Source organism: Anaeromassilibacillus sp. SJQ-5 (genome assembly GCF_054108045.1).
In genome coordinates this window covers 140637-161092 of sequence record NZ_JBPJWQ010000001.1, presented here as the reverse complement: position 1 = coordinate 161092, position 20456 = coordinate 140637, and the positions used below count along the sequence as shown (strand labels likewise).

The 20456-nt window shown below is 50.2% G+C and carries 9 protein-coding genes; 1 reads left to right on the top strand and 8 read right to left on the bottom strand.

Annotated features, from left to right (window positions below):
- Positions 1 to 3: 3 nt before the first annotated feature.
- The 6 genes from ACSAMM_RS00710 to bglX form a co-directional block, all read right to left on the bottom strand.
- Entirely contained in the window at positions 4 to 996 is a 993-nt protein-coding gene (locus ACSAMM_RS00710) for a hypothetical protein (RefSeq protein ID WP_457789055.1), read from the bottom strand.
- A gap of 45 nt (positions 997 to 1041) precedes the next feature.
- On the bottom strand, positions 1042 to 3300 hold the full coding sequence (locus ACSAMM_RS00705; RefSeq protein ID WP_457789053.1) for a hypothetical protein: 2259 nt from the start codon (positions 3298 to 3300) through the stop codon (positions 1042 to 1044).
- 21 nt (positions 3301 to 3321) lie between these two features.
- Positions 3322 to 4710: an extracellular solute-binding protein gene (locus ACSAMM_RS00700; protein ID WP_178725830.1), complete on the bottom strand. Its 1389-nt coding sequence runs from the start codon at positions 4708 to 4710 to the stop codon at positions 3322 to 3324.
- 61 nt (positions 4711 to 4771) lie between these two features.
- Complete coding sequence (locus ACSAMM_RS00695; protein WP_457792128.1) at positions 4772 to 5797, bottom strand: Gfo/Idh/MocA family protein; 1026 nt, start codon at positions 5795 to 5797, stop codon at positions 4772 to 4774.
- A gap of 296 nt (positions 5798 to 6093) precedes the next feature.
- A complete protein-coding gene (locus ACSAMM_RS00690; RefSeq protein ID WP_178725833.1) occupies positions 6094 to 6966 on the bottom strand; it encodes a helix-turn-helix domain-containing protein in 873 nt (290 codons plus the stop codon).
- Between the two features lie 23 nt (positions 6967 to 6989).
- Positions 6990 to 9134, bottom strand: coding sequence for a beta-glucosidase BglX (gene bglX / locus ACSAMM_RS00685; RefSeq protein WP_457789052.1), 2145 nt, complete (start codon positions 9132 to 9134; stop codon positions 6990 to 6992).
- A gap of 576 nt (positions 9135 to 9710) precedes the next feature.
- Between bglX and ACSAMM_RS00680 the strand changes: the two genes are divergently transcribed.
- A complete protein-coding gene (locus ACSAMM_RS00680) occupies positions 9711 to 10901 on the top strand; it encodes an IS256 family transposase (protein ID WP_457789050.1) in 1191 nt (396 codons plus the stop codon).
- Positions 10902 to 11373: 472 nt separating this feature from the next.
- Here the strand turns inward: ACSAMM_RS00680 and ACSAMM_RS00675 are convergent, their stop codons facing one another.
- A complete protein-coding gene (locus ACSAMM_RS00675; RefSeq protein WP_178725837.1) occupies positions 11374 to 12729 on the bottom strand; it encodes a hypothetical protein in 1356 nt (451 codons plus the stop codon).
- Positions 12730 to 12848: 119 nt separating this feature from the next.
- Positions 12849 to 20297, bottom strand: a complete 7449-nt coding sequence (locus ACSAMM_RS00670) for a C39 family peptidase (RefSeq protein WP_457789048.1) — start codon at positions 20295 to 20297, stop codon at positions 12849 to 12851.
- Positions 20298 to 20456: the final 159 nt, after the last annotated feature.

Sequence of the window (20456 nt, the reverse complement as noted above, 5' to 3'; positions counted from 1 at the left end):
GTGTTACGCGTTATCGGAACCCATCGGTTTGGAAGGCCCGCCCTTGTTCTTCTTAATCAGGAAATATGCACCTACTACCGCGCCGGCCGCTACAACGACGGCGCCAATGATGATAAGCGGCAGAGCATTGAAGCCGCCCTCGTCATCGTTGGAGACAGGTGTGGTGGATGCATCGGATTCGACGCTTTCTGCGGCCCCGGTGGTAGCATCGGCCGCCGCGGTAGCCTCCGTAGTAGCCTCGACACCGCCATCGCTCACCGACGCTGTGGTTTCACCCGGCTTGACGGTAGTGCCCGCGTCAGGAGCCTTCGTCGTGACGTTGTTCGCGGGCGCCTTTGTGGTGTTATTGTTCGCGGGCGCCTGGGTTGTCGGTTTAGCGGTGGTGGGGGATGTCGAGGCGGCTTCGACCATCTCGAAGTCATCCAGATAAATTTTGCCGGAACCCAGGCCAATGTCAACGATCACGTCGAACTGCTGCATTTTGGTGGCCACCGGTTTGGGAACCGTCACGGAAAATTTCTTCCAGTCGTAAGTACCCAGGTCGACATCCTCCCGCATATCGTAGCGATTGCCGTCGAAGCCTTTGCGGTTAAAGCCGATTTTCACGCCGAAGTCGTCTTTCGCCTGTACGTTTTCCATTTTAATCCACACCGAGAAGGTGTAGGACTTATTAAAATCGAAAGGATCGTTTTTCAGCTCGGCGTACTGGTACACCGCCTGTTTGTTTTTATCGGACAGCTCCACGCACAGGGACTGTTTGCCGCCATGCTTGATAGAGGTGGATATGGAACGGTGCTTTGTGCCTTCCGCAGGGTTACCGGGCCAGACGTCCCAATGCAGGGGTTCTTCCCCAGCGTCCGGATCCCAGTCGCCCTCCTTTATTTCCTCCAAACCGCCGTTGCGCAGCAGCGGCTCATCGGCCAGGGAGGGAATTGCCGCCGTACCGGCCACGACCAGCGCGAACAGCAGGGCCACGGTGCGTTTTATCAGTTTCATATGGGAATCTCCCTTTCTGTTAATACGTTGCCGGTCGTCCGGAAATCAGCCTCTGCGCTTCTTCACGGCCAGAATAACCGCCGCGGAGGCCGCGGCCATCGCGGCCGCACTCAGGGGCAGAGCCACGCCGGTGGCAGGGACGTCGGACTTATCAGGAGTGGAAGGATCCGAGGGATCGGAGGGGGTCGGATCCGGCTTGTTCAGGTTGTCCTTATCCTCCTGAGTCGCCGGACGGAAGGTTACATCGTCCACCAGAATGGTACCAGTGCCCACGCCGGTGTTCAGACAGATAACGACCTCTTCCAGTTCTTCGGTGGTGGCGGGTACCAGCAGCTTGAGCTGCACCCAGCCGTTGGAGGTGCCGGTGACCGGGGTGCCGACCACATCGGCCACGCCTTCGTCGTTCGCCTTGCGCTCCACCTTGAGGTAAGCGCCGTCGCCGGTGATGTCGGTATATTTCACCCACATACTGAGGAACATCTCGCCCTTCAGGTCAAACTGGGGCATCCCCCAGTTGTTGCTCTGAAGCAGGGAGTGTTCTTCGCTGCCCAGAGTGATTTTGACCGCGCGATTTCCGCCGTGCACGTCGGTGGTTTCGATGGGGGAGGGCATCTGATCCCAGCCGGGAGCCAGGCCCCATTTTTCAGCCTCTGCCTCCGCGCCTTTTTCAAAACCGGGGTTGGCGGCAAAGTTCGCGTTCGCCTGATTTTGATCGGCCAAGCCAATGTATACGTCATCGATATACACGGTGCCGCTGCCGGATCCAAAGTTGACCTTGGCAACTACCTTAAAGCAGCCGGGAGCCGCCGGGACTTCCACAACGACCTTCTGCCAGTCGGAGGTACCCGTCAGGGGCTGGCTGTACACACTGCCGTCGGCCCACTTGTCGTTTTCATCCATGCGTTCGCGTTCCACACCGACAGTCACGCCTTCGCCGGTTACCCCGTCGAGCTTGACCCAATATGTGACACGCAGAGCCGCGCTATAATCAAATTCCGTCACCAGGTTGTTCCAGGAGGCATAGCCTTCCGCGCCTAGAACCGCCTTGACCGCCTTGGCGCCGCTGTGGGTTTCCGCGGTGGTGATGGACGCACCGGCGACCACGCCCCAGTCCTGATCCCCTCCTTCAAAGCCGGGGTTGGTCAGCAGATTGGTGCCGGTCTCGCCGGTGATCACCACGCCGGGCTTTTTGTCGTCCGGAACCTCCGGGGCGGGCTCGTCGGAGCCGGATTTGATTTTCAGGTCGGCGTCATCGATAAGCAGCGTACCACCGCCGGTAGAAATATCGATTTTGAGGATCCACTCCTGGATGTCCTCGGTGCTCGCGGGCACCGTCAGCTTCACCTGGGTCCAGTCATCCACCTTGCCGGTGATGGCTTCGCCGACAACATTGTCGTTGCCAGCGGCGGTCTTCCGCTCGAGCATCAGCTTAAAGAAGCTGCCTTCCGCTAAATTGTATTTCACCCAGAAGGACAATTCCGCGCCGGATTTCAAATCAAAATTGCCGCCAGTGTGTCCGCCCTGGTACAAAGCGAAGTTCTGATCGGCGGACAGGGTAACCGCGATGGCTTTTTCGCCTTCGTGGGCATCGCTGCCGATAAAGCTGCCCTTATCCCAGCCGGGATACAAGCCCCAGTCACCCGCTTCAACGCCATTTACCATTTCAAAGCCGGGATTACGGGCGTAGTTTTTCGCGGGATCCGCCACAGGAGGCTTGGGTTTCTCACCGTTCAGCACCACGTCATCGATGAGCAGCGTGCCAGCACCGGTGGCGATTTCTACTTTGATAATCAGTTCTGTGATCGCTTTTTCAGTGGCCGGAATATCGAAGGTGAGCTGTGTCCAGCCGTCGGAGCTGCCGGTGTACCGCGCGGAGAACGCGTTGGCATCGCCGTCGCCGTCTGTTTTTCGCTCGACGCCGATCATAAAGCCTTCACCGGTTACGCCGGTGTATTTCACCCACATGGACAGCTTGGCGGCGGCGCTAACATCCATCACGCCAGCGGAAATGCCACCCTCAAACAGAGCATAGTTTTGTTCTTCACTCAGAGCAACGGAGATGGCACGATCACCGGAATGGGCATCCCTGCCGATAAAACTGCCCTTATCCCAGCCGGGATACAGCCCCCAGCGGGCAGCCTCTGTGTCGCTGCCTTCCTCAAAGCCAGGATTGAAGGCATAGTTGATAGGGTCGTCCTCCGCCCCCGCAGACAGAGAACCTCCCAGCACGCCGGTCAACATCATGACCAGCAGGAACAGAGTTGATGCGAGGGATACCGTTCGCCTGAAGCTTGCTTTCGACATGTGTATACCCCTTTCTCTTTATTATTCTCCCTGTGTGATTGGCGTCCACAAGGCATCCAGAGCCGCGTCAATAATCGGTTTCTTTTCCGCTACGAAGGTCGCCGGGGATTTCTTTTCCCGCAGGCCGTAATCCGACCACAGCAATTCATCGATAAAAACCTGATAGCCGTAATAGGAGGTATTGACCTTGGAATCCAGCATGATTTGAATCATTTCCAGATTTTCCGGCATATCCACCTGCCACTCGTAGACCGATTTCACAGTTAGAGGGACGGCGGGGGTGTTCAGAGCGGTGATGAGCTCCGCCACCTTTTCCGGCTCGCTGCAGCCCTTGACAATGCCCCAGAAGTCGAACGCCGGATAGTCGCCGATGTATTTCCCGCCGCCGTTCGGCCCGATCGGGAAGGGAATCATACCGATTTTATCGTCCATATCCTTGGCAAAGGACATGTCGCCGCGGTCGCCCGCGTAGAGAGCCAGCCGACCGGCCTTAAATTCATCCTCGCCGCCTGTCCAGGAATCGAACACGCCGGTCACGCCCAGGCACTTGTCCTCCCAAGCCATTTTGTACACATAATCCATGGCCGCGATACCGCTGGGCGCATCCAGATCAAAGACCACCTTGTCGCCGTTCCGCCTAACAAAGAAATTGTTGTTGGAGGCCACCATTCCGTCAATCAGGAAGGAACCGGGCTGAGCGCGGCAGGCCAGGCCCATGATTTCGGGATTGCCGTCGCCGTTCTTGTCGATGGTACCGGCTTTGGCGACCTCTTTCATTTTGTCCCAAGTCCATTCCTTGTTGCGGACTAGCTCGAACAGATCGTATTGCTTCAGGGTGGGTTCTTCCTTGAACAGCCGCTCATTGAAATACATGACGTATTTCGGCAGATCCACATTTTTGGCCTTTACCGCATAGGTTTTGCCGTTGTACACAAAATTCTTGGAAATATTGCCGTCCCAAGGACTGCCGTCCTTAGTGCCGGTTACGTCCAGCAGATCATCCAGGGGCAGCAGCATGTCGTTGATGATCCAGGTGGGATATGAATAGGTCATATCGCCGGTAATGGCATCGGCAATCACTTCGCCGGAGGCGTAAGCATTGAGGAAGCCGTTTCGGAAAAAGTCGAAATCTTCCTCCGTCAGAATTTCAATGGTGCAGTTGAAGTCTTTCTCAATCTGATCCCATTTGGCGCAGTCCTCTTCGTAGGTGGAAGAGCTTTTTGCTGCCTCGTTTTTACGGGGATCCGCCTGATAGCCTGACCAGATTTTCACTGTCCGTCCCTCGAAGTTCACCGTGGTCTTCGACGGGTTGGCGCTTCCGCTTGAGGACGTTTCCTTCTGACCGCAGCCGGTCAGGAACATGCCCAGCGCACACAGAATCGCCAGCATAGCCACTATACGTCTTTTCACACTGTTTCCTCCTTTTTATTGTGTATCGTTTTTTATGCGGCCGCCGTCCCGCATATCGGGTTCAAAAATAGACGGGTTTCCGGGTCTTGGAGGATTCGTAAATCGCTTCCAGGATTTGCGTGACCACCAGGGCCTGCTCCGGTTTGACCACCAGCTCGCTGTCCGTTTTCAGGCAGTGAATCCAATAGGCGGCTTCCCGGTCGTTGTCGAGGTTGCTCTCAGTGCTGTCGTAAAACGCGACGCCGCTCATGGTTACTTCGATCTTTTTTTCGTACAGCGTGCCGTTTTCCTCGCCGTTAATCCGCAGGCCGTCCCGAAGATCCGCGCCGCCTTTGGTGCCGCACAGGGTGGTTTTGGCCTCCCCCACGTCCAGGATATTCAGCGCCCAGCTGGATTCCAGCACAATGGTGGCGCCGTTTTCCATAGTCACGAAGCCGAAAGCGGAATCCTCCACCGTAAATTCCTTGGGATCCCACGGTCCAAAGGCGTTGGCCGCGTTCTCGGTTTCGGCCAGCTTATGATAGGCGTTGCCCACCACGTACAGGGGCTTATAATTATTCATCAGCCACAGGGTCATATCCAGGGCGTGGGTGCCGATGTCGATGAGGGGGCCACCGCCCTGCTCCTCTTCGTTGAGGAACACGCCCCAATTAGGCACCGCCCGACGGCGGACGGCGTGGGCCTTGGCGAAGTAGATGTCTCCGAGAGCGCCGTTCTCGCACAAAGTGTGCAGCTGCTGCACCTCTTTGCGGAAGCGGTTCTGGTAACCGATGGTGAGTTTCTTGCCGGTGCGCTTGGCGGCCTCGCACATAGCTTTCGCCTCGGCGGAGGTTTTGGCCATGGGTTTTTCACACATAACATGTTTGCCGGCCTCGAGAGAATCGATGGTGATGAAAGAATGGGAACGGTTTGGCGTGCAGACATGAACCGCATCCACCTCAGGCTCGCTGGCAAGCAGCGCCTTATAATCGATATAAACCCGCGCGTCCGCCGTGCCGAATTCTTCTTTCGCCTTGACAGCTCGCTCCTCAATAAGATCGCAGAACGCCACCATCTCTACATCGGGCAGGCGCTTTAAGCTCGGCATATGTTTGCCGTTGGCGATACCGCCGCAGCCGATAATGGCCACTTTAATCGTGTCTTTCAATGGTACTCCTCCTAATATGTTCTATGTTCGGACAAACTGCTCAAATCATGATGAGAAAAGTTGATAGTTGAGAAGAATCCACCAGTGGATGTTAACTGAAATTTTCTGGATTTTTCCGGACAAGCCCTAGAGATATCCCAATAATCAGATCCGTAACTTTTCGCCAAATTCATCATGGTCAGCAATATTAGTGCATAGTTATTATATCATTTATACAACTTTGCCTCTACGACCGATCAGGACACATCATTCTCATATAATGACCTTTTATATGCACTTGGCGACATATTGGTGGTTGCTTTGAAAAGCCGGTTAAAGGTCTTGACGCTTCCGAACCCTACCTCCTCGGAAATCTCCGAAATGCTTTTATCCTCATTGACCAGCAGCCATTGCGCCTTGTTGATGCGATAGGTATTCAGGTAGGACAAAAAGGTGGTATTGGTGAACCGCTTGAAGAAGCGGGCAAAATAGCTGGGCGCGAAATTCAGCGCCGCCGCCGCGTCTTCAAGGGTGATATGACTCATATAATGCTGTTCCACAAAGGCAAAGGTTTTTTCCAGATTGTCAATCATTTTCGTCTGATTGATGTTGGTGAACATACTGAACTGGCTGCTGTTTTTGGGAACCTCTTTGCAGAGGATGAGGATGAGGTCGATCATCCGTGCTTTGATCGCCAAGATACGGCCGAAGCCGCCCGTCTCGTTGAGAACGCGCAGCTTCTCAACGATGTTCACCACTTTGTCCCGAACCTTGGGCGGCCAGCCGGTGCTGATACGCGCCATCGTCTCCAACTGCTTCTTGATTTCGCTCTTGATACGTCCGTGGGAGTTGGCGTCCTCGAACATGTCCAGATTGAACATGATGACCGCCCGTCGATGATTTTGAGAACAGAGATTGAAGTGAATATCGCCGCCCACCGCGATGCCGATATCCCCTTCATGCAGATCGAATACCCGATCGTTTATCATCATCTGGGTATCGCCCTGCAGGGAATAAATCAGTTCCACTTCCTTATGCCAATGGCTGGGAACCACGGAATTGCCGTTATCATAAAAGAGCACATATGGTATGGCTTCCTCCGTCGTGTTTAGCTGATAGAACGAGTTCAAGTCCACCATCCTCCTTGTCAGGTTCAGACAAGCGTAAAAGGCATCTCCTGGACATCGGCCGCATTAGAACCGACGCCGGCCAGGAAATCCCCCGGCTCCGCGTACCGCGCCCCGTCGGCATGGGTGAACGCCAGCATATCCCGGGTAATGACAAAGCGAATCTTCGCCGTTTCGCCCGGAGCCAAGCGCACCTTTTGAAAGCCCTTCAGTTCCCTGACAGGGCGTACCACGCTGCCGCAGACGTCCCGGATATACAACTGCACCGTCTCCACGGCTGGCCGCGTCCCGCTGTTGGTCACCGAAATGCAGGCCGTCAGTTCTTCCGTCATGGACGGTGCGGACAGAACCGGCTTGCCATAGGTCACCGTTGTGTAGTGCAGACCGAAGCCGAAGGGATACAGGGGGGCGTTGGGAATGTCGATATAGCGGGACAGATACCGCTGATCCGACCATTCCCGATCGATGGGACGGCCGGTGGAAAATCCATTGTAATACACGGGCACCTGCCCGACCGTATAGGGGAATGACATGGTCAGCCGCCCCTCGGGCAGCCGGTCACCGAACAGCACATCGGCGACGGCGCTGCCGCCCTCGTTCCCGGGGAACCAGGCCTCCAGGATCGCGTCTGCTCGTTCAGACAGCCGCCGGATATCCAGGGGCCGACCGTTGAACAGCACCACCACCGTGGGTTTGCCCAGGGCCAGTACGGCATCGGCCAAACGGGCCTGGGACTCGGGCAGCTCGATAAACGCACGGCTCGCGGCCTCTCCGCTCATATCCGGATGCTCGCCCACGGCCAGAAGAACGACGTCCGCCGCCTCCATAGCTCTGCGGATCGCTTCCATATCGGGTTCCTCCTGTGGGTCGAAGCCGGCACCCTGCGCAAAGGAAACCGAAGCCGCCGGCATTTTGGACAGAATACCTTCCCGCAGGGAAATCGTTTCTTCCTCCCGTCCCACGCAGGACCAGCCGCCCAGAAGGTGCCGCGCCTCCCCATAGGGACCGATAACCGCCACGCGCTTATCCGAAGAAAGGGGCAGCAGGCCATCTCGGTTTTTCAGCAGTACCAGCGACCTGGCCGCCGCCTCCCTAGCTAACTCGCGATGGGCGGCACAGCCTTGAACCTCCCGCTCCTTTTCCGGACTGGCTCCGTGATAAGGGTCTTCAAACAGGCCCATCCGCTCCTTGAGGCGGAGAATGCGGAGCACCGCCTCGTCTACAATCGTCTCGTCCAGTCGGCCTTCCTCCCGCAACGTTTCGCCGTACTGTAGATAGTTGGAGGTCATCATTTCGATATCCACACCGGCTTTCAGTGCCTTTTCCGCAGCCTCACGGCCGGATTCCGCCACACCGTGTAACACCAGTTCCTGTACCGCACCCCAGTCGGAGATCACCGGGCCGTCGAAGCCCCATTCGTCCCGCAGCAGATCCCGCAGCAGCCAGATGTTCATGGTGGAGGGAACGCCGTTGAGCGCATTGAAGGAGGACATGACCATGGCCGCCCCCGCGTCGATGGCCGCCCGATAGGCTGGCAAGTAGAATTCTAGCAGCGCGTAACCGCCCAGCTCCACCGCGTTGTAATCACGGCCGGATTCCGCCGCGCCGTAGGCCGCCAGGTGCTTGACGCAGGCAGCCAGGTGCTCTTCGTCTTTCAAATCCTCGCCCTGGTACCCGCGAACAAACGCAGCGGCAAACAGGGCGTTTATGTACGGGTCTTCACCGGTGGACTCCATAACGCGGCCCCAACGCGCATCCCGCACCAAATCCGCCATGGGAGAAAAGTTCACGTGGATGCCAGATGCAGCCGCTTCCCGGGCAGCCATGGCTGCGGTGCGACAGGCAAGCTCCGGGTCCCAGGTACAGCCCATAGCCAGGGGGATGGGATAAATGGTGCGGAAGCCGTGAATGACATCCATCATAAAAAGCACCGGGATATGGTGGCGATCGTTTTGCAGATGCTTATCCTGAATATCCCGGGTCAGCGCCGCACCGAAGGCCCCCAGCACCGTACCGCTCTGCGCCACATCCTCCTCGGTGATGTTCATAGCGAATAGAGGTCCCGTCAGCTGGCCGTCCTCCTGAGCGATATGAAAGGAGCCGTCCAGCTGCGTGAGCTGTGCGAGCTTTTCGCGAAATGTCATGTTTTTGAGAAGCTGGTAAATATCCACGGGAAAAACCTCCAGTAAATGTTCCATAAATTCAGTTGATATCTCATATGTTTTCAATCATTTTTTCTACGCCCAGCATAGTATATTGCTTGCAGAAAGTCAATAGAATGTCATTATACGAGGCATTAAGCGCAATAAATGAGCTATAATAAGAATATTATGTCAGATTTTTGAGAAATTCCTCCCATTTATTACGAACTGTCAATAATTAAGGCGTTTTTTGTTTCAAAAGACGATTATACCGACAGCGAAAAACGCCGCGCCTGCTTATTACAGGCTGTCGCCATTCGCAAAGGGATTCTCATCCCGTCTCCATTCTTCGTCTTAACACCCTTTTCGCTCTTTTTTTTGCAAAGAAGCCGGAGTTTCGCTTATGCGTAACTCCGGCTTCTTCAACAGGCTGTCCTCTCGATTTTCAATCGAGAGGATTTTTTGTACTTTTGTATCCGTTTGAGGATCTATCGATAAGGTAGAATAAGTTGCGCAAATTGAAAAAGGGATAAAAAAAGAGACATAGTTTGCAGTCTTTGGTAGAATGAAGTCACGACACACCATTCTGAAAGGAGACAATAAACTATGTCCGAGAAAATTGTACAACTAAATGAGGAAGTAATCAAGGGTGAAATCAGGGAACTGGTGCGTGGGAGCGTGGAGGAGACCCTCAACGGCCTGTTGGAGGCGGAGGCGCAGAAACTGACCCAGGCGGCGCGCTACGAGCGCAGCGAGGAGCGGCAGGCCTACCGCAGCGGTCACTACCAGCGTAACTTGACCACCAGCTCCGGCGACGTGACCTTGAACGTCCCTCGTTTAAAGGGAGCAACCTTTGAAACCGCCATCATCGAGCGGTATCGCCGCCGGGAGAGCAGCGTGGAGGAAGCGCTGATTGAAATGTATCTGGCTGGAGTATCTGTGCGCCGCGTGGAGGACATCACCGAGGCACTGTGGGGCAGCAAGGTGTCCCCCTCTACCATCAGCGAACTGAACAAGAAAGCCTATGTCCACATTGAAGACTGGCGCAACCGCCCCTTACAGGGCGGTAAGTACCCGTATGTGTATGTAGACGGCATCTACCTGCGCCGCAACTGGGGCGGAGAGTATGAGAATGTGGCCGTACTGGTTGCCATTGCGGTTAACGAAGACGGCTACCGCGAGGTGCTGGGCGCTGCCGAGGGTATGAAAGAGGACAAGGCTAGCTGGGTCAGCTTCTTTCAGTGGCTCAAAGGGCGGGGTCTGGAGGGCGTCCAGCTCATCGTGGGAGACAAATGCCTCGGTATGCTGGAAGCTGTGGGAGAGGTGTACCCGGACGCGAAATACCAGCGGTGTGTGGTACACTTCTACCGCAACGTGTTTTCCTGCGTCCCACGCACCAAGGGGAAGCTGGTGGCCAAGATGCTCAAAGCAATCCATGCCCAAGAGAGCAGAGCCGCCGCCCAGGCGAAGGCGCGGGACGTAGTGACCGCTCTGCGTGAAATGAAACTGCCCGAGGCGGCGAAAAAGGTAGAGGATGGGCTGGAGGAAACACTTGCTTACACTGCTTTCCCCTATGAGCACTGGACGCGCATCCGCACCAACAATGTGATTGAACGTCTTAACCGGGAGATCCGCCGTCGCACTCGCGTGGTGGGGGCTTTCCCAGACGGTAATTCTGCCCTCATGCTTGTCTGTGCCCGGCTGCGTCATGTGGCCGGCACTCAGTGGGGCAGCAAGAAGTATATGAACATGAAGCATTTAGACGGGGCGTGTGACGATGCCTCTTTTGCCGGTTGACTTCTTTCTGTTTTTGACTGCAAACTAATTTGCGCATAACTCTTGACACTACCGATCTATCTGCTCTTTATATAGATGAGCAATTTACCCGTCGTAGAATAAAAAAGAAAAGGCACTGCGTCTAACAGTGCCTTTTCCGAAAAATGGGTTTGGGTTACAAAAAAGATACCCTGCTTAAAAATGAGATTACCAGGTTCAGAACGAGTCTATTTTCGTTTTTACACTACTATTTTTCAATTTTTACTTTTCGATGCCTCATTTTCGCCCAAAGCAACAGACCTTCAAAATCAGCTTAAACATAGGGATTGCAGCATAGGAAAAAAGGCCGGATTTTAGATGTCTCATTTTTGAGTTCCAAATTTCGACCTCTGTTCATTCCTCCTAATAAAAACCATTTTTTCATAACTGGGCACCTTTCTACCATACCAAAGTCGTCGCTGAGATTCTCTGAAACGCCTAAAGTTTAAGCTTATTATTGCACGTTTACATATTGTGCTAACTTCTGAATATATGCAGCATTTATATCTTTATTTAAATTCAATTCATCGTTTGTAAACTCACCTTTGGAATATCTCTTAATATATGGTTCAATAAAATCAGGATCATTTTTTAGCAAGTATAGATAAGCACATTCAAAAAAATTCCAATTTTTCTTTTCGATCATAGCCTCACAAATTTTGGTTAGCATAGCACTTTCCTTGCATGTATTGATATCCTTCAGTAGCAAAGCCCTTGGTACACTATCTTCTACAAACATAATGGCATAATTCCTATACATTTGAGCATCTACACTTTCAACTGGTAAATGCACAAACGGTTCCTGCATGACCACGTTGCCGGAATGCAAATCAACAGGCTCAACAGGACTCACATAGTCCATTTTAAATGATAACAATCGCTCGTTTGCATAGTATATATCAATATTCGATACGGCATATACTGTTTCGTTTGTCGAATATCCTGTTGCTCGTTCTATCACCGTTTCATCTAGATCCAGATCGAATTCTTCCTGCGGAATCATGTTTTGACTGTGATGTGAACTGCTTGTAGTTTTTCTGATAGCGGAAAAGGGAAGGATAAGCAGTTTTATACCAAAGATAAAAAAAGTTCCAATTATGATAGCAACAACACGTAGAAAAAGCTGGCCCCTTTTATATGAATCTTTACATATATCCTTATCATCCACACGATTTGTTAACTCAAAACTAATTATGATAATACATACGGATACAATTATTTCTAATATCAGGCTGCGTATCTGTACAATAAACGCCCTGTTTTGAATCATTTGGCTTATAGATTCTAAAGATGAAAATTTATCAACCGCTACTTGAATTTCATGTATGGTAAAAATATTAAAAACCGTTACGATAGAAAGACTCACAAAAAGTATCATTAGACCGCCTGTTATGAATAAAATACTTTTTTTCTTAGTGGCTTGGATTTTCAACTGAAAGAGTTTGCATAAAATTGTCCATGAAATAATGAAACACAGGATGGAACATACATCATTAAGAATGAGGACATAATAGGAAAATATGCGTCCCATCATGTTTATCAAATCGAAACCAAGCTGCACAGCCAAAAGCAGACCGGTTATACCGATATATTTTTTTAGAGAAAGATGCGTATTAACTGGTTTGGCAATACAAAAAAGGCAGAAAATATAAATGCAAAAATATATTACATTAGTAATAAAATCTGCTAAAAGCACAGGCGGCTTAGACAATGGCAAAAAATGTTTGGGATACGTCTGCCAGAGAAAATACAAAATATTTAAGCATAAAACAGTTATGATGCTCAAAGTATATCTTTTTGTTCTCAACATGGTTCGATCTCCTATTTTAAAAAAATACTACCATGTAGAGTACAGTAACGCGCCCCCTATTACCTATTAAATCTTAGTAGGGGGTGCGTTACTGTATTTCTCCATAGGCTCTTTAGACCTTATCTATTGAATCTTGAAAGGGCTTTATTAAATAGCTCTTGATATGTTTGTGGCGCAGGTTTAGATTGCGATATGTCAACATCAACACGAGGAGTAAAACCAAAGCCTAAAAAACCGGAAAGCACGCCTATTTGTACTTTGTCATTAGGAAACACTAGCGGCTTTTCCATAAGTTTTCCTTCTGAATTGAACCACAAAAAGCCTGTTTCACTAGTTTCCCTATGCCGTCTATCTGTAGTTACTTGTGCATCCCATATCTCATACCAATGTGTATCATTTTTACCGGTCAGCGATTTATACTTCTCTTCCATTGCTGAACTTATAACTGCATATCCTATCGGAGAACCCGCCTGGGCCCAAAAAACACTATGAGGTATGTCATCTGCATATCTCAAAAACAAGTCTTCTGCGCCAGCATAACCTACGGTTATAATAACACGTTTGCTATCTCCTTTTTGTTGAAATATGAATTGAATATGTGAGTTGGTAACACTACCGTCTAACGCACTTACTACTCCGGGAAACACGCTTAAACCGGTCTGAGCAAGTATATTATTGGTACGACCGGTGGAAACTACTTGGTCTCCAGCATATACTATTTGACTATCTTCTTTTTCATTTCCCAGTTCAATCCCAGTTAAAAATTTCAACCAATCCCACTCAATTAAATTATCCGATTCCGTGTTAGTAGTAATCCATCCGTTATCGTTAATGGTACTAAAATCATTTGGCAAATATACCGAATAAATATCCCCTTTATAAGTTACAGAACCGTACGGATTGGAACGCTCTGAAGATAGTCCAAACGGATCAATATTACTTATTGGATTGCCGTTGGCATAGGCATAACGGTTCAACGTCTGGGAATTGCTGAGATCCCCTACTATTATATCCGCATTGATGAATCTTTTCAACTCCGGACTATAGTACCGGGCGCGCATATACAGAAGACCATTGGCATCCGTCATAACGCCGTCGCGGCCATTGTACATGAAGGGGGTATCAGTAGTTCCGGTGCGGGCGATGAGCTGGCCATAGGTATCGTAAGTGAAGGTGTCCACCACATTGCCCGACTCGTCGGTAATGGCTACTGTGCTTCCGCGGTAGTCATAGTGGTAGGTTTTAAACCCGTTGGCATCTTCCTGGCCGATCAGACCCAACCCGTAAACGAATTTGGTGATGCCGCCGTTTTCGTCTTCGATCACCAGCAGTTGGCTGAGAGAGGCGTTGGTATTGTACGTGTAGGTCTTTTGAGTAGTCCCTTTGGCGTTTGTGATGCGATTGTTTTCCACATCATAGGTATAGGTATTCCCGCCCGCACTGAGCAGCCGGTTGCTGGAATCGTAGGTTAGGGCAATATCTTCGCCGCCAATGTAGCCGGAAATCATATTGCCGTCCGCGTCGTAGGAGATGGTATGGCCGTTGTAGGAAACCAGCCGATTATTGCTGTCATAGACGCAGGAACCGCTCTCATTGCTAACGGTAAAGGATGTGATGTTGCCCGCCTCGTCGTAGGTAAAGGCTTCGGTAGTCGTCTCGTTTGTCGAAAGATCGGTTTCCTTGCGTTCAGTTACGCGGGAAAGAGCATCATAGGTCATGTCGTACTGCTTGTTATCTGCCAGAGAGGTTTCGCGAACCACACGGCCGAGTTCATCATAGACATACTCATATCCGGTGATGATCGTCCCATTCGCCGTTTTCTCAACGGTGGAGAGTACACGGTGCGCATCGTCGTATACGGTAGTGGTCACGCTGCCATCCGGCTTCGTCACACCAATGACGTTGTTGTTTTCGTCATAGGTATAAGTCGTTATCCTTCCGGCCCAGTCTGTGACCTCCACGAGATTGTTGGCTGCATCATAGCTGTACGTCACCGATGTATTGTCCGGATAGGTCATCTTAGAAAGATTTCCTGCCGCGTCATAGCTATATTGGATAGTATTGCCGTTTACATCGGTATATTTGACGACCCGATTAAGCTCATCGTATTCCCGTGTGATAGTACCATTCGCGTCGGTTGCTGTGAGTACATTACCGTTTTCATCGTAAGTGTAGGAAGCCGTTCCTTCCGCGTTGGTGTATCCAGTGATCCGGCCCAATGCGTCGTAAGTAAATTGGGTTTCTTGGCCCCGAGCGTTAATCAGCTCAGAACAAAGGTTGAGCGCATTGTATCCATAGGTTTTGGTTCCGCTGGAAGGTGTGGTTTCTGCCGTGAGCCGTCCGGAATCATCATAGGTGTACTGAACGTTGGCACCAAGCGGGCCGGACACGGTCAGCACATTTCCTTCCAGATCATATGTCGTGCCGCTTTTGGATCCCATCTGGTTTTTAGACTCGATCAGCCGGCCGTTCCTATCGTATGTAAATTCCTGATGGTTAGACAGTGCATCAGCCGTTGAGAGCAGCCTGCCCGCCAAATCGTACTCGCTGGTTGTGGTATTCCCGGCGGCATCCGTGGTGGAAACAGCTTGATTGCTGCTGTTGTAAACGATCGTTGACTGAACTTTTCCCTTGGCGTCGGTAGTGGTCAGCACATTGCCGTTGGGATCGTAAGAAACCGTAGTGGTGTGGCCGTTAGGATCAATCTGAGAAATCTCCCGGCCGGCCGCATCATAGGTATAGATCGTTTTATGGCCATTCTGATCCGTAAAGCTGACAAGACGATTGCTGACATCGTACTCATTGATAATGATATTCCCCAGCGCATCCTCAGCACTCAGAAGCAGGTTATTGGCGTTGTAGGTGTATACCGTCGTGTTACCCCTGGGGTCTTTGACGCTGATCATGTTTCCAAACGCATCATATTGATATTCTGTTACATTCCCCAGGGCATCCGTCACGGTCAGCCGATCTCCAGCGTCGTTATAAGTATAGACGGTCTGCCCATCGACAGCACTGATCTCCTTGACCAATTGGGACTTTTCATCGTATTCATATGTGGTGGTGTTACCTGCCGGGTCGGTTTTAGAGATCATGTTCCCGTTAGCGTCATAGGCCATCTGAATGACGCCGCCATTCGGATTAACCTGCTTGACAACACGGCCGACTGCATCGTACTCATAGGATGTTTCGGCTTTCAGATAATCCTGCGTGGATATGGTTCTGCCGCCGGCGTCGTATGCCGTGCTCTGGCTGTTGCCGTTCTGATCGGTGACCTTTACGAGCCGATCTTCTCCATCGTACTCGTAGGTGATCGTGCCGCCGTTCGGATAGGTAACGGAAGCCAGCTTCATATTCCCGGTATATGTATACCATGTTGTATTGCCATTCGCATCGGTTGTGCTTACCTGTTGCCCGTTGGAATCATAGGTGTTGGTAACGGTATGGCCCAATGCGTCTGTTATGGAGAGAACATTTCCTTTGTTGTCATAGGTATACGTTGTGCTGTCGCCGGACGCATCCGTCACCGAGATCGGCTGCCCCATATCGTTATAGGTATACGTCATTGTATTACCTAACGGATCGGTTTCGGTCTTCAGCAGTCCGTTTTCGTAGGTGTATGTGCTTTCGCGATCACCAACCAGCTTACATATAAGTTGAGCGTTATCATCATATGTATATGTAGTGACTACGCGACGCAAGTCGGTTTGCTCCGCAATTAGATTTTTATTATTATAAGAAAATGTGACATCAGCGCCGCCTGGAAAAGTAATGCTTATCACGTTTCCTTTGGAATCATAAGCCCAGGAGATAACATTTCCAAGTTTATCCGTTTGCGTTAAGGGTTTATTCATGGAATTATAGGTAGTGGTTATGGTATTGCCCAGAGCGTCCGTCTCTGAAATCAAATTCAACTGATCATCGTACGCATAGGTGGTGGTGTTCCCGTTTTCATCAGTCAGGCTAATCAGCTGATGATCTTCATTGAATACCCGTGTGCTCTGGACGCCTTCCCGATTCGTAACAGTAACTTGCCCATTGGGGCCATAGGAAAACAGGGTAGGACGACTTCCAACTACGCCGTCATATTGGCAGATGATTCTACCCTGGTCATCATATGTATCTTCAAAATAGCGAACATTGTTGTGGTCTGTTCCCGTTTTGATACGCCCATTTTCATCATACGTATAAAACAGAATATTGCCGTTCACATCGGTGATAGAGGTTATAAAATTGTTGGTATAACCCAGCACAACTTCGCGACCGGCATCGTCCGAGATTTTTTCTATTTTCCCATTACTTCCCTTGGTCAAATAGATGTGTTTACCGGTTACGGTATCGGTAAATGTAATGGTCGTATCGGCATGGCCAACTGTTACCGCGACCTGGTTCCTGTTTTCGATCCGGACTAGCTGGCCTTGGGAATTATAGGTTTCCTGCTGATCATAATTCCGGTTCAATACGTATGAACCATCCGCCTGCTTGGTGAGAATATACGTGTTACAGCTTTTCGAGGTACAAACAAACTCATTGGCATTGCTGGTCTTTTCATATACATTGTAGGACGATGGGCTTTCATATACCCAGATAGTGGTATCAGATTTGACTTCCAGAGATTTTTCGTATGAATAATTCCAGCCGATACCAAAGAGGCCTTCGGACAGGCAGGACGAATTGTACCGCGCGCCAATGCTAAATTCAAAGCCACCCGGTATGGAGAGCAAGCTGGTTTCAATGATATGGCTGCCTGTGCTTAGATCTACCGGATCGGCGACAATACCTGGTTCAATTGGTTTTTTATTTTCCGGCTTGGGATCCGGCAGAGATTCCGAAGGTATCACGGGTGCCGGTTTGTCATCTGGAGCGGAAGGATCTGTCGGCTTATTCCCAGCCGTTATCACGATCGCTTGGCTAAAAAGCCCTCTGTAAGCGGCCTCAACCGATGCTTTGCTGTAATATACTTGTGCCTGTGTTCTCATTGAATCATTAAAAATATAATTATAATCATCATATCCTACCAAAAGCAGGCAGTGCTCGGGACGGATCCATTGTATCTTTTTCCCGTTATATATCCAAGAAGCACCATTCTTAGGAGACTCCATCCCTCGTGTTGCCCACATGATGACAGGGATATCGTTATCGATGTATTGCGAACACAAATCTTCTAGCGATACATTACTTAGCTGAGTTGCTTTGTATTTCGTACTTGCCAATACTTTATCCAGAGCTTTTTTAATAACTGGAGCATAGCAGCCAAATCCGCTGGTAGAGCGTGGATTGCCACCAAAAGTTGAATTGGGATCAAAAGGAATGCCACTAGATCTATCTAGATATTTGTCGATAAATGTGTCCACCGAGATATTGACGCCCGCATACTGCAATGCCATAACGGCGGCGACACTCTCGCAACCAGTAGGATACTTATCCATCTGGTAGATAAACGGTGCCTGAATGATTTTATAATCGCCAGTTGGGGTTTGGTTATAGTCCAAACTGGTTTCTTCAAATACCCGAATTTCAATGCCGCTGATGTTTTGTCCCTCAACGCCGGTATAGTATCCGCTTGTGTTGAGAGTCCCGCCCAAATTGTACTTCACTTGGACAAGCTGCATCCATTCCGGATCGGCATTGCTTACCCAAGGCATCCAGACGCCGTTCACATAGGCTCGATACATGACGACCACGCCGGCTGTTAGTTTAACACCAGCGTTCGAGTATACGCGAATACCCAGCTTTTGTATAGGCTTTCCAGCCGAGCCAGCGTAGTCGTTTTCAATACTGGTTACTTCCGGATAAAAGTTCGACTGGCCGGCGTTGTGGGTTCGATACTTTATATAGTACGATTTGTTCGTCCCCGTCTGAATTTTCAGGCCATCCATCGAGGCCATAATGCTCTTGTTGAAGCTTGTCCATTTGGTTTTATCACCGATCATGTAGCTCAAAGAGGGCGCAACTTCTCCGCCGGACAAATCACCGCCGGGAGACGATTCAACATTTCCCTCAAAAACCCGGATTTCTATGCCCGCGATATTCTTACCCGTTTTCCCAGTAAAGGCGCCGCTCGTATCCAGAGTACCGCCTAGGTTATACTGGCTTTGTACGCTGCGCATGTACTCTGGGTCGGCATTGCTTACCCAAGGCATCCAGGCACCGTCTACATAGGCTCGATACATAACGACCACACCAGAGGTCATTTTTGTACCATTCGTGCTGTAGACTTGGATGCCTAATTTTTGAATTTGTTTTCCTGCGGAACCAGCGTAATCGTTCTGTATACTGGTTACTGTCGGATAAAAATTCCCCTGGCCAGCGTTCCAAGTCCGATATTTTATATAATAGGGCTTGCTCGAATCCGTCTGAATTTTTAAACCGTCCATCGAGGTCATAACACTTTTGCTGAAGCTTGTCCATTTAGTCTTATCGCCAATCATATAGCTCAAAGACGGAGCGATCTCATTACCAACAAAGCTACCTGAACCGCCGATTTCCGAATCCATATCATCGTCTTCGAAAATTCGGATTTCGATGCCGCTGACATTCTTGCCGCTCACGCCAGTATAGGCACCACTCGTATCCAGATTGCCACCCAGATTGTACTTGCTTTGTACGCTGCGCATATACTGTGGATCCGCATTACTTACCCAAGGCATCCAAGCACCATCCACAAATGCGCGGTACATTACAATAACCCCAGAGGTCAGCTTGGTGCCGTCGTTCTTATAGACACGGATCCCTAGCTTTTGTATTGGTTTTCCTGCAGAACCGGCGTAATCGTTTACTGTACTCGATACTTCCGAATAAAAATCCGCCTGGCTGGAATTATGGGTTCTGTATTTCAAGTAGTAGGGCTTGCGCGTGCTGGTTTGAATTTTTATGCCATCCATTTTTGCTGCGTAGGTGCTTTTATCAAAAGATATCCAATTGGACTTATTATCGACCATGTAGCTCATGGAGGCCGATACTTCCCCCACCGTAAGATCTTCTTCGGTGGGTTCGGTGGAGCCAGTCTCATCGTATACCCGAATTTCTATACCGCTAATATTTTTCCCGGTTTTGCCGGCAAAGGAAGCGCTGCCATCCAGGGAGCCTCCCAAGCCATATTTGCTCTGAACACTCTGCATACTGGCCAGAGCGGCATTGCTCACCCACGGAAGCCAGGCACCGTCAACATAGGCGCGGTACATAACTACTATACCTGATGTTAATTTGGTGCCGTCATTTTTATACGCTTGAATTTGTAGCTGTTGTATGGGCTTTCCATTGGAACCCGCATAATCGTTGATATTGCTTTTTACATAAGAATAGTATCCCGACTGACCCTGATTTAAGGTTCTGTATTGCAGATAGTATGGGCTGCTGGAGCTGGTCTGAATTTTAATACCATCCATCGATGACTGAACACTATTAGTGAAATTTGTCCATGCTCTATTCTTCAAATAGGAAAAAGTAATTTGAGGAGTAACTTCATCCGCTTTTGTGGGGATGGCTGCCAAAACGCTGAAAACTTGCAGCAATACACATACGGTAAGTATGTAGGCTAATGCCTTTTTATAAAGGTGCTTTAACAAATTTTCTCAACTCCTTGTGTCTCGTTATTCATTTAGGGGACGGGGATGTCGCAATGAAAGAAGTCTTATTCCTGATATGCTCCTCCCTCTCAGTTTAATTTGTTGACCATGCTCGGCCGTTGCAGATCAACTCTCTCATTATATATGTACTAAATATCC

Bases quoted from the DNA above. Each gene is read 5' to 3' on its own strand.
- ACSAMM_RS00710 (WP_457789055.1), bottom strand. From the start codon at position 996: ATGAAACTGATAAAACGCACCGTGGCCCTGCTGTTCGCGCTGGTCGTG.
- ACSAMM_RS00705 (WP_457789053.1), bottom strand. From the start codon at position 3,300: ATGTCGAAAGCAAGCTTCAGGCGAACGGTATCCCTCGCATCAACTCTG.
- ACSAMM_RS00695 (WP_457792128.1), bottom strand. From the start codon at position 5,797: ATGCCGAGCTTAAAGCGCCTGCCCGATGTAGAGATGGTGGCGTTCTGC.
- ACSAMM_RS00680 (WP_457789050.1), top strand. From the start codon at position 9,711: ATGTCCGAGAAAATTGTACAACTAAATGAGGAAGTAATCAAGGGTGAA.
- ACSAMM_RS00675 (WP_178725837.1), bottom strand. From the start codon at position 12,729: ATGTTGAGAACAAAAAGATATACTTTGAGCATCATAACTGTTTTATGC.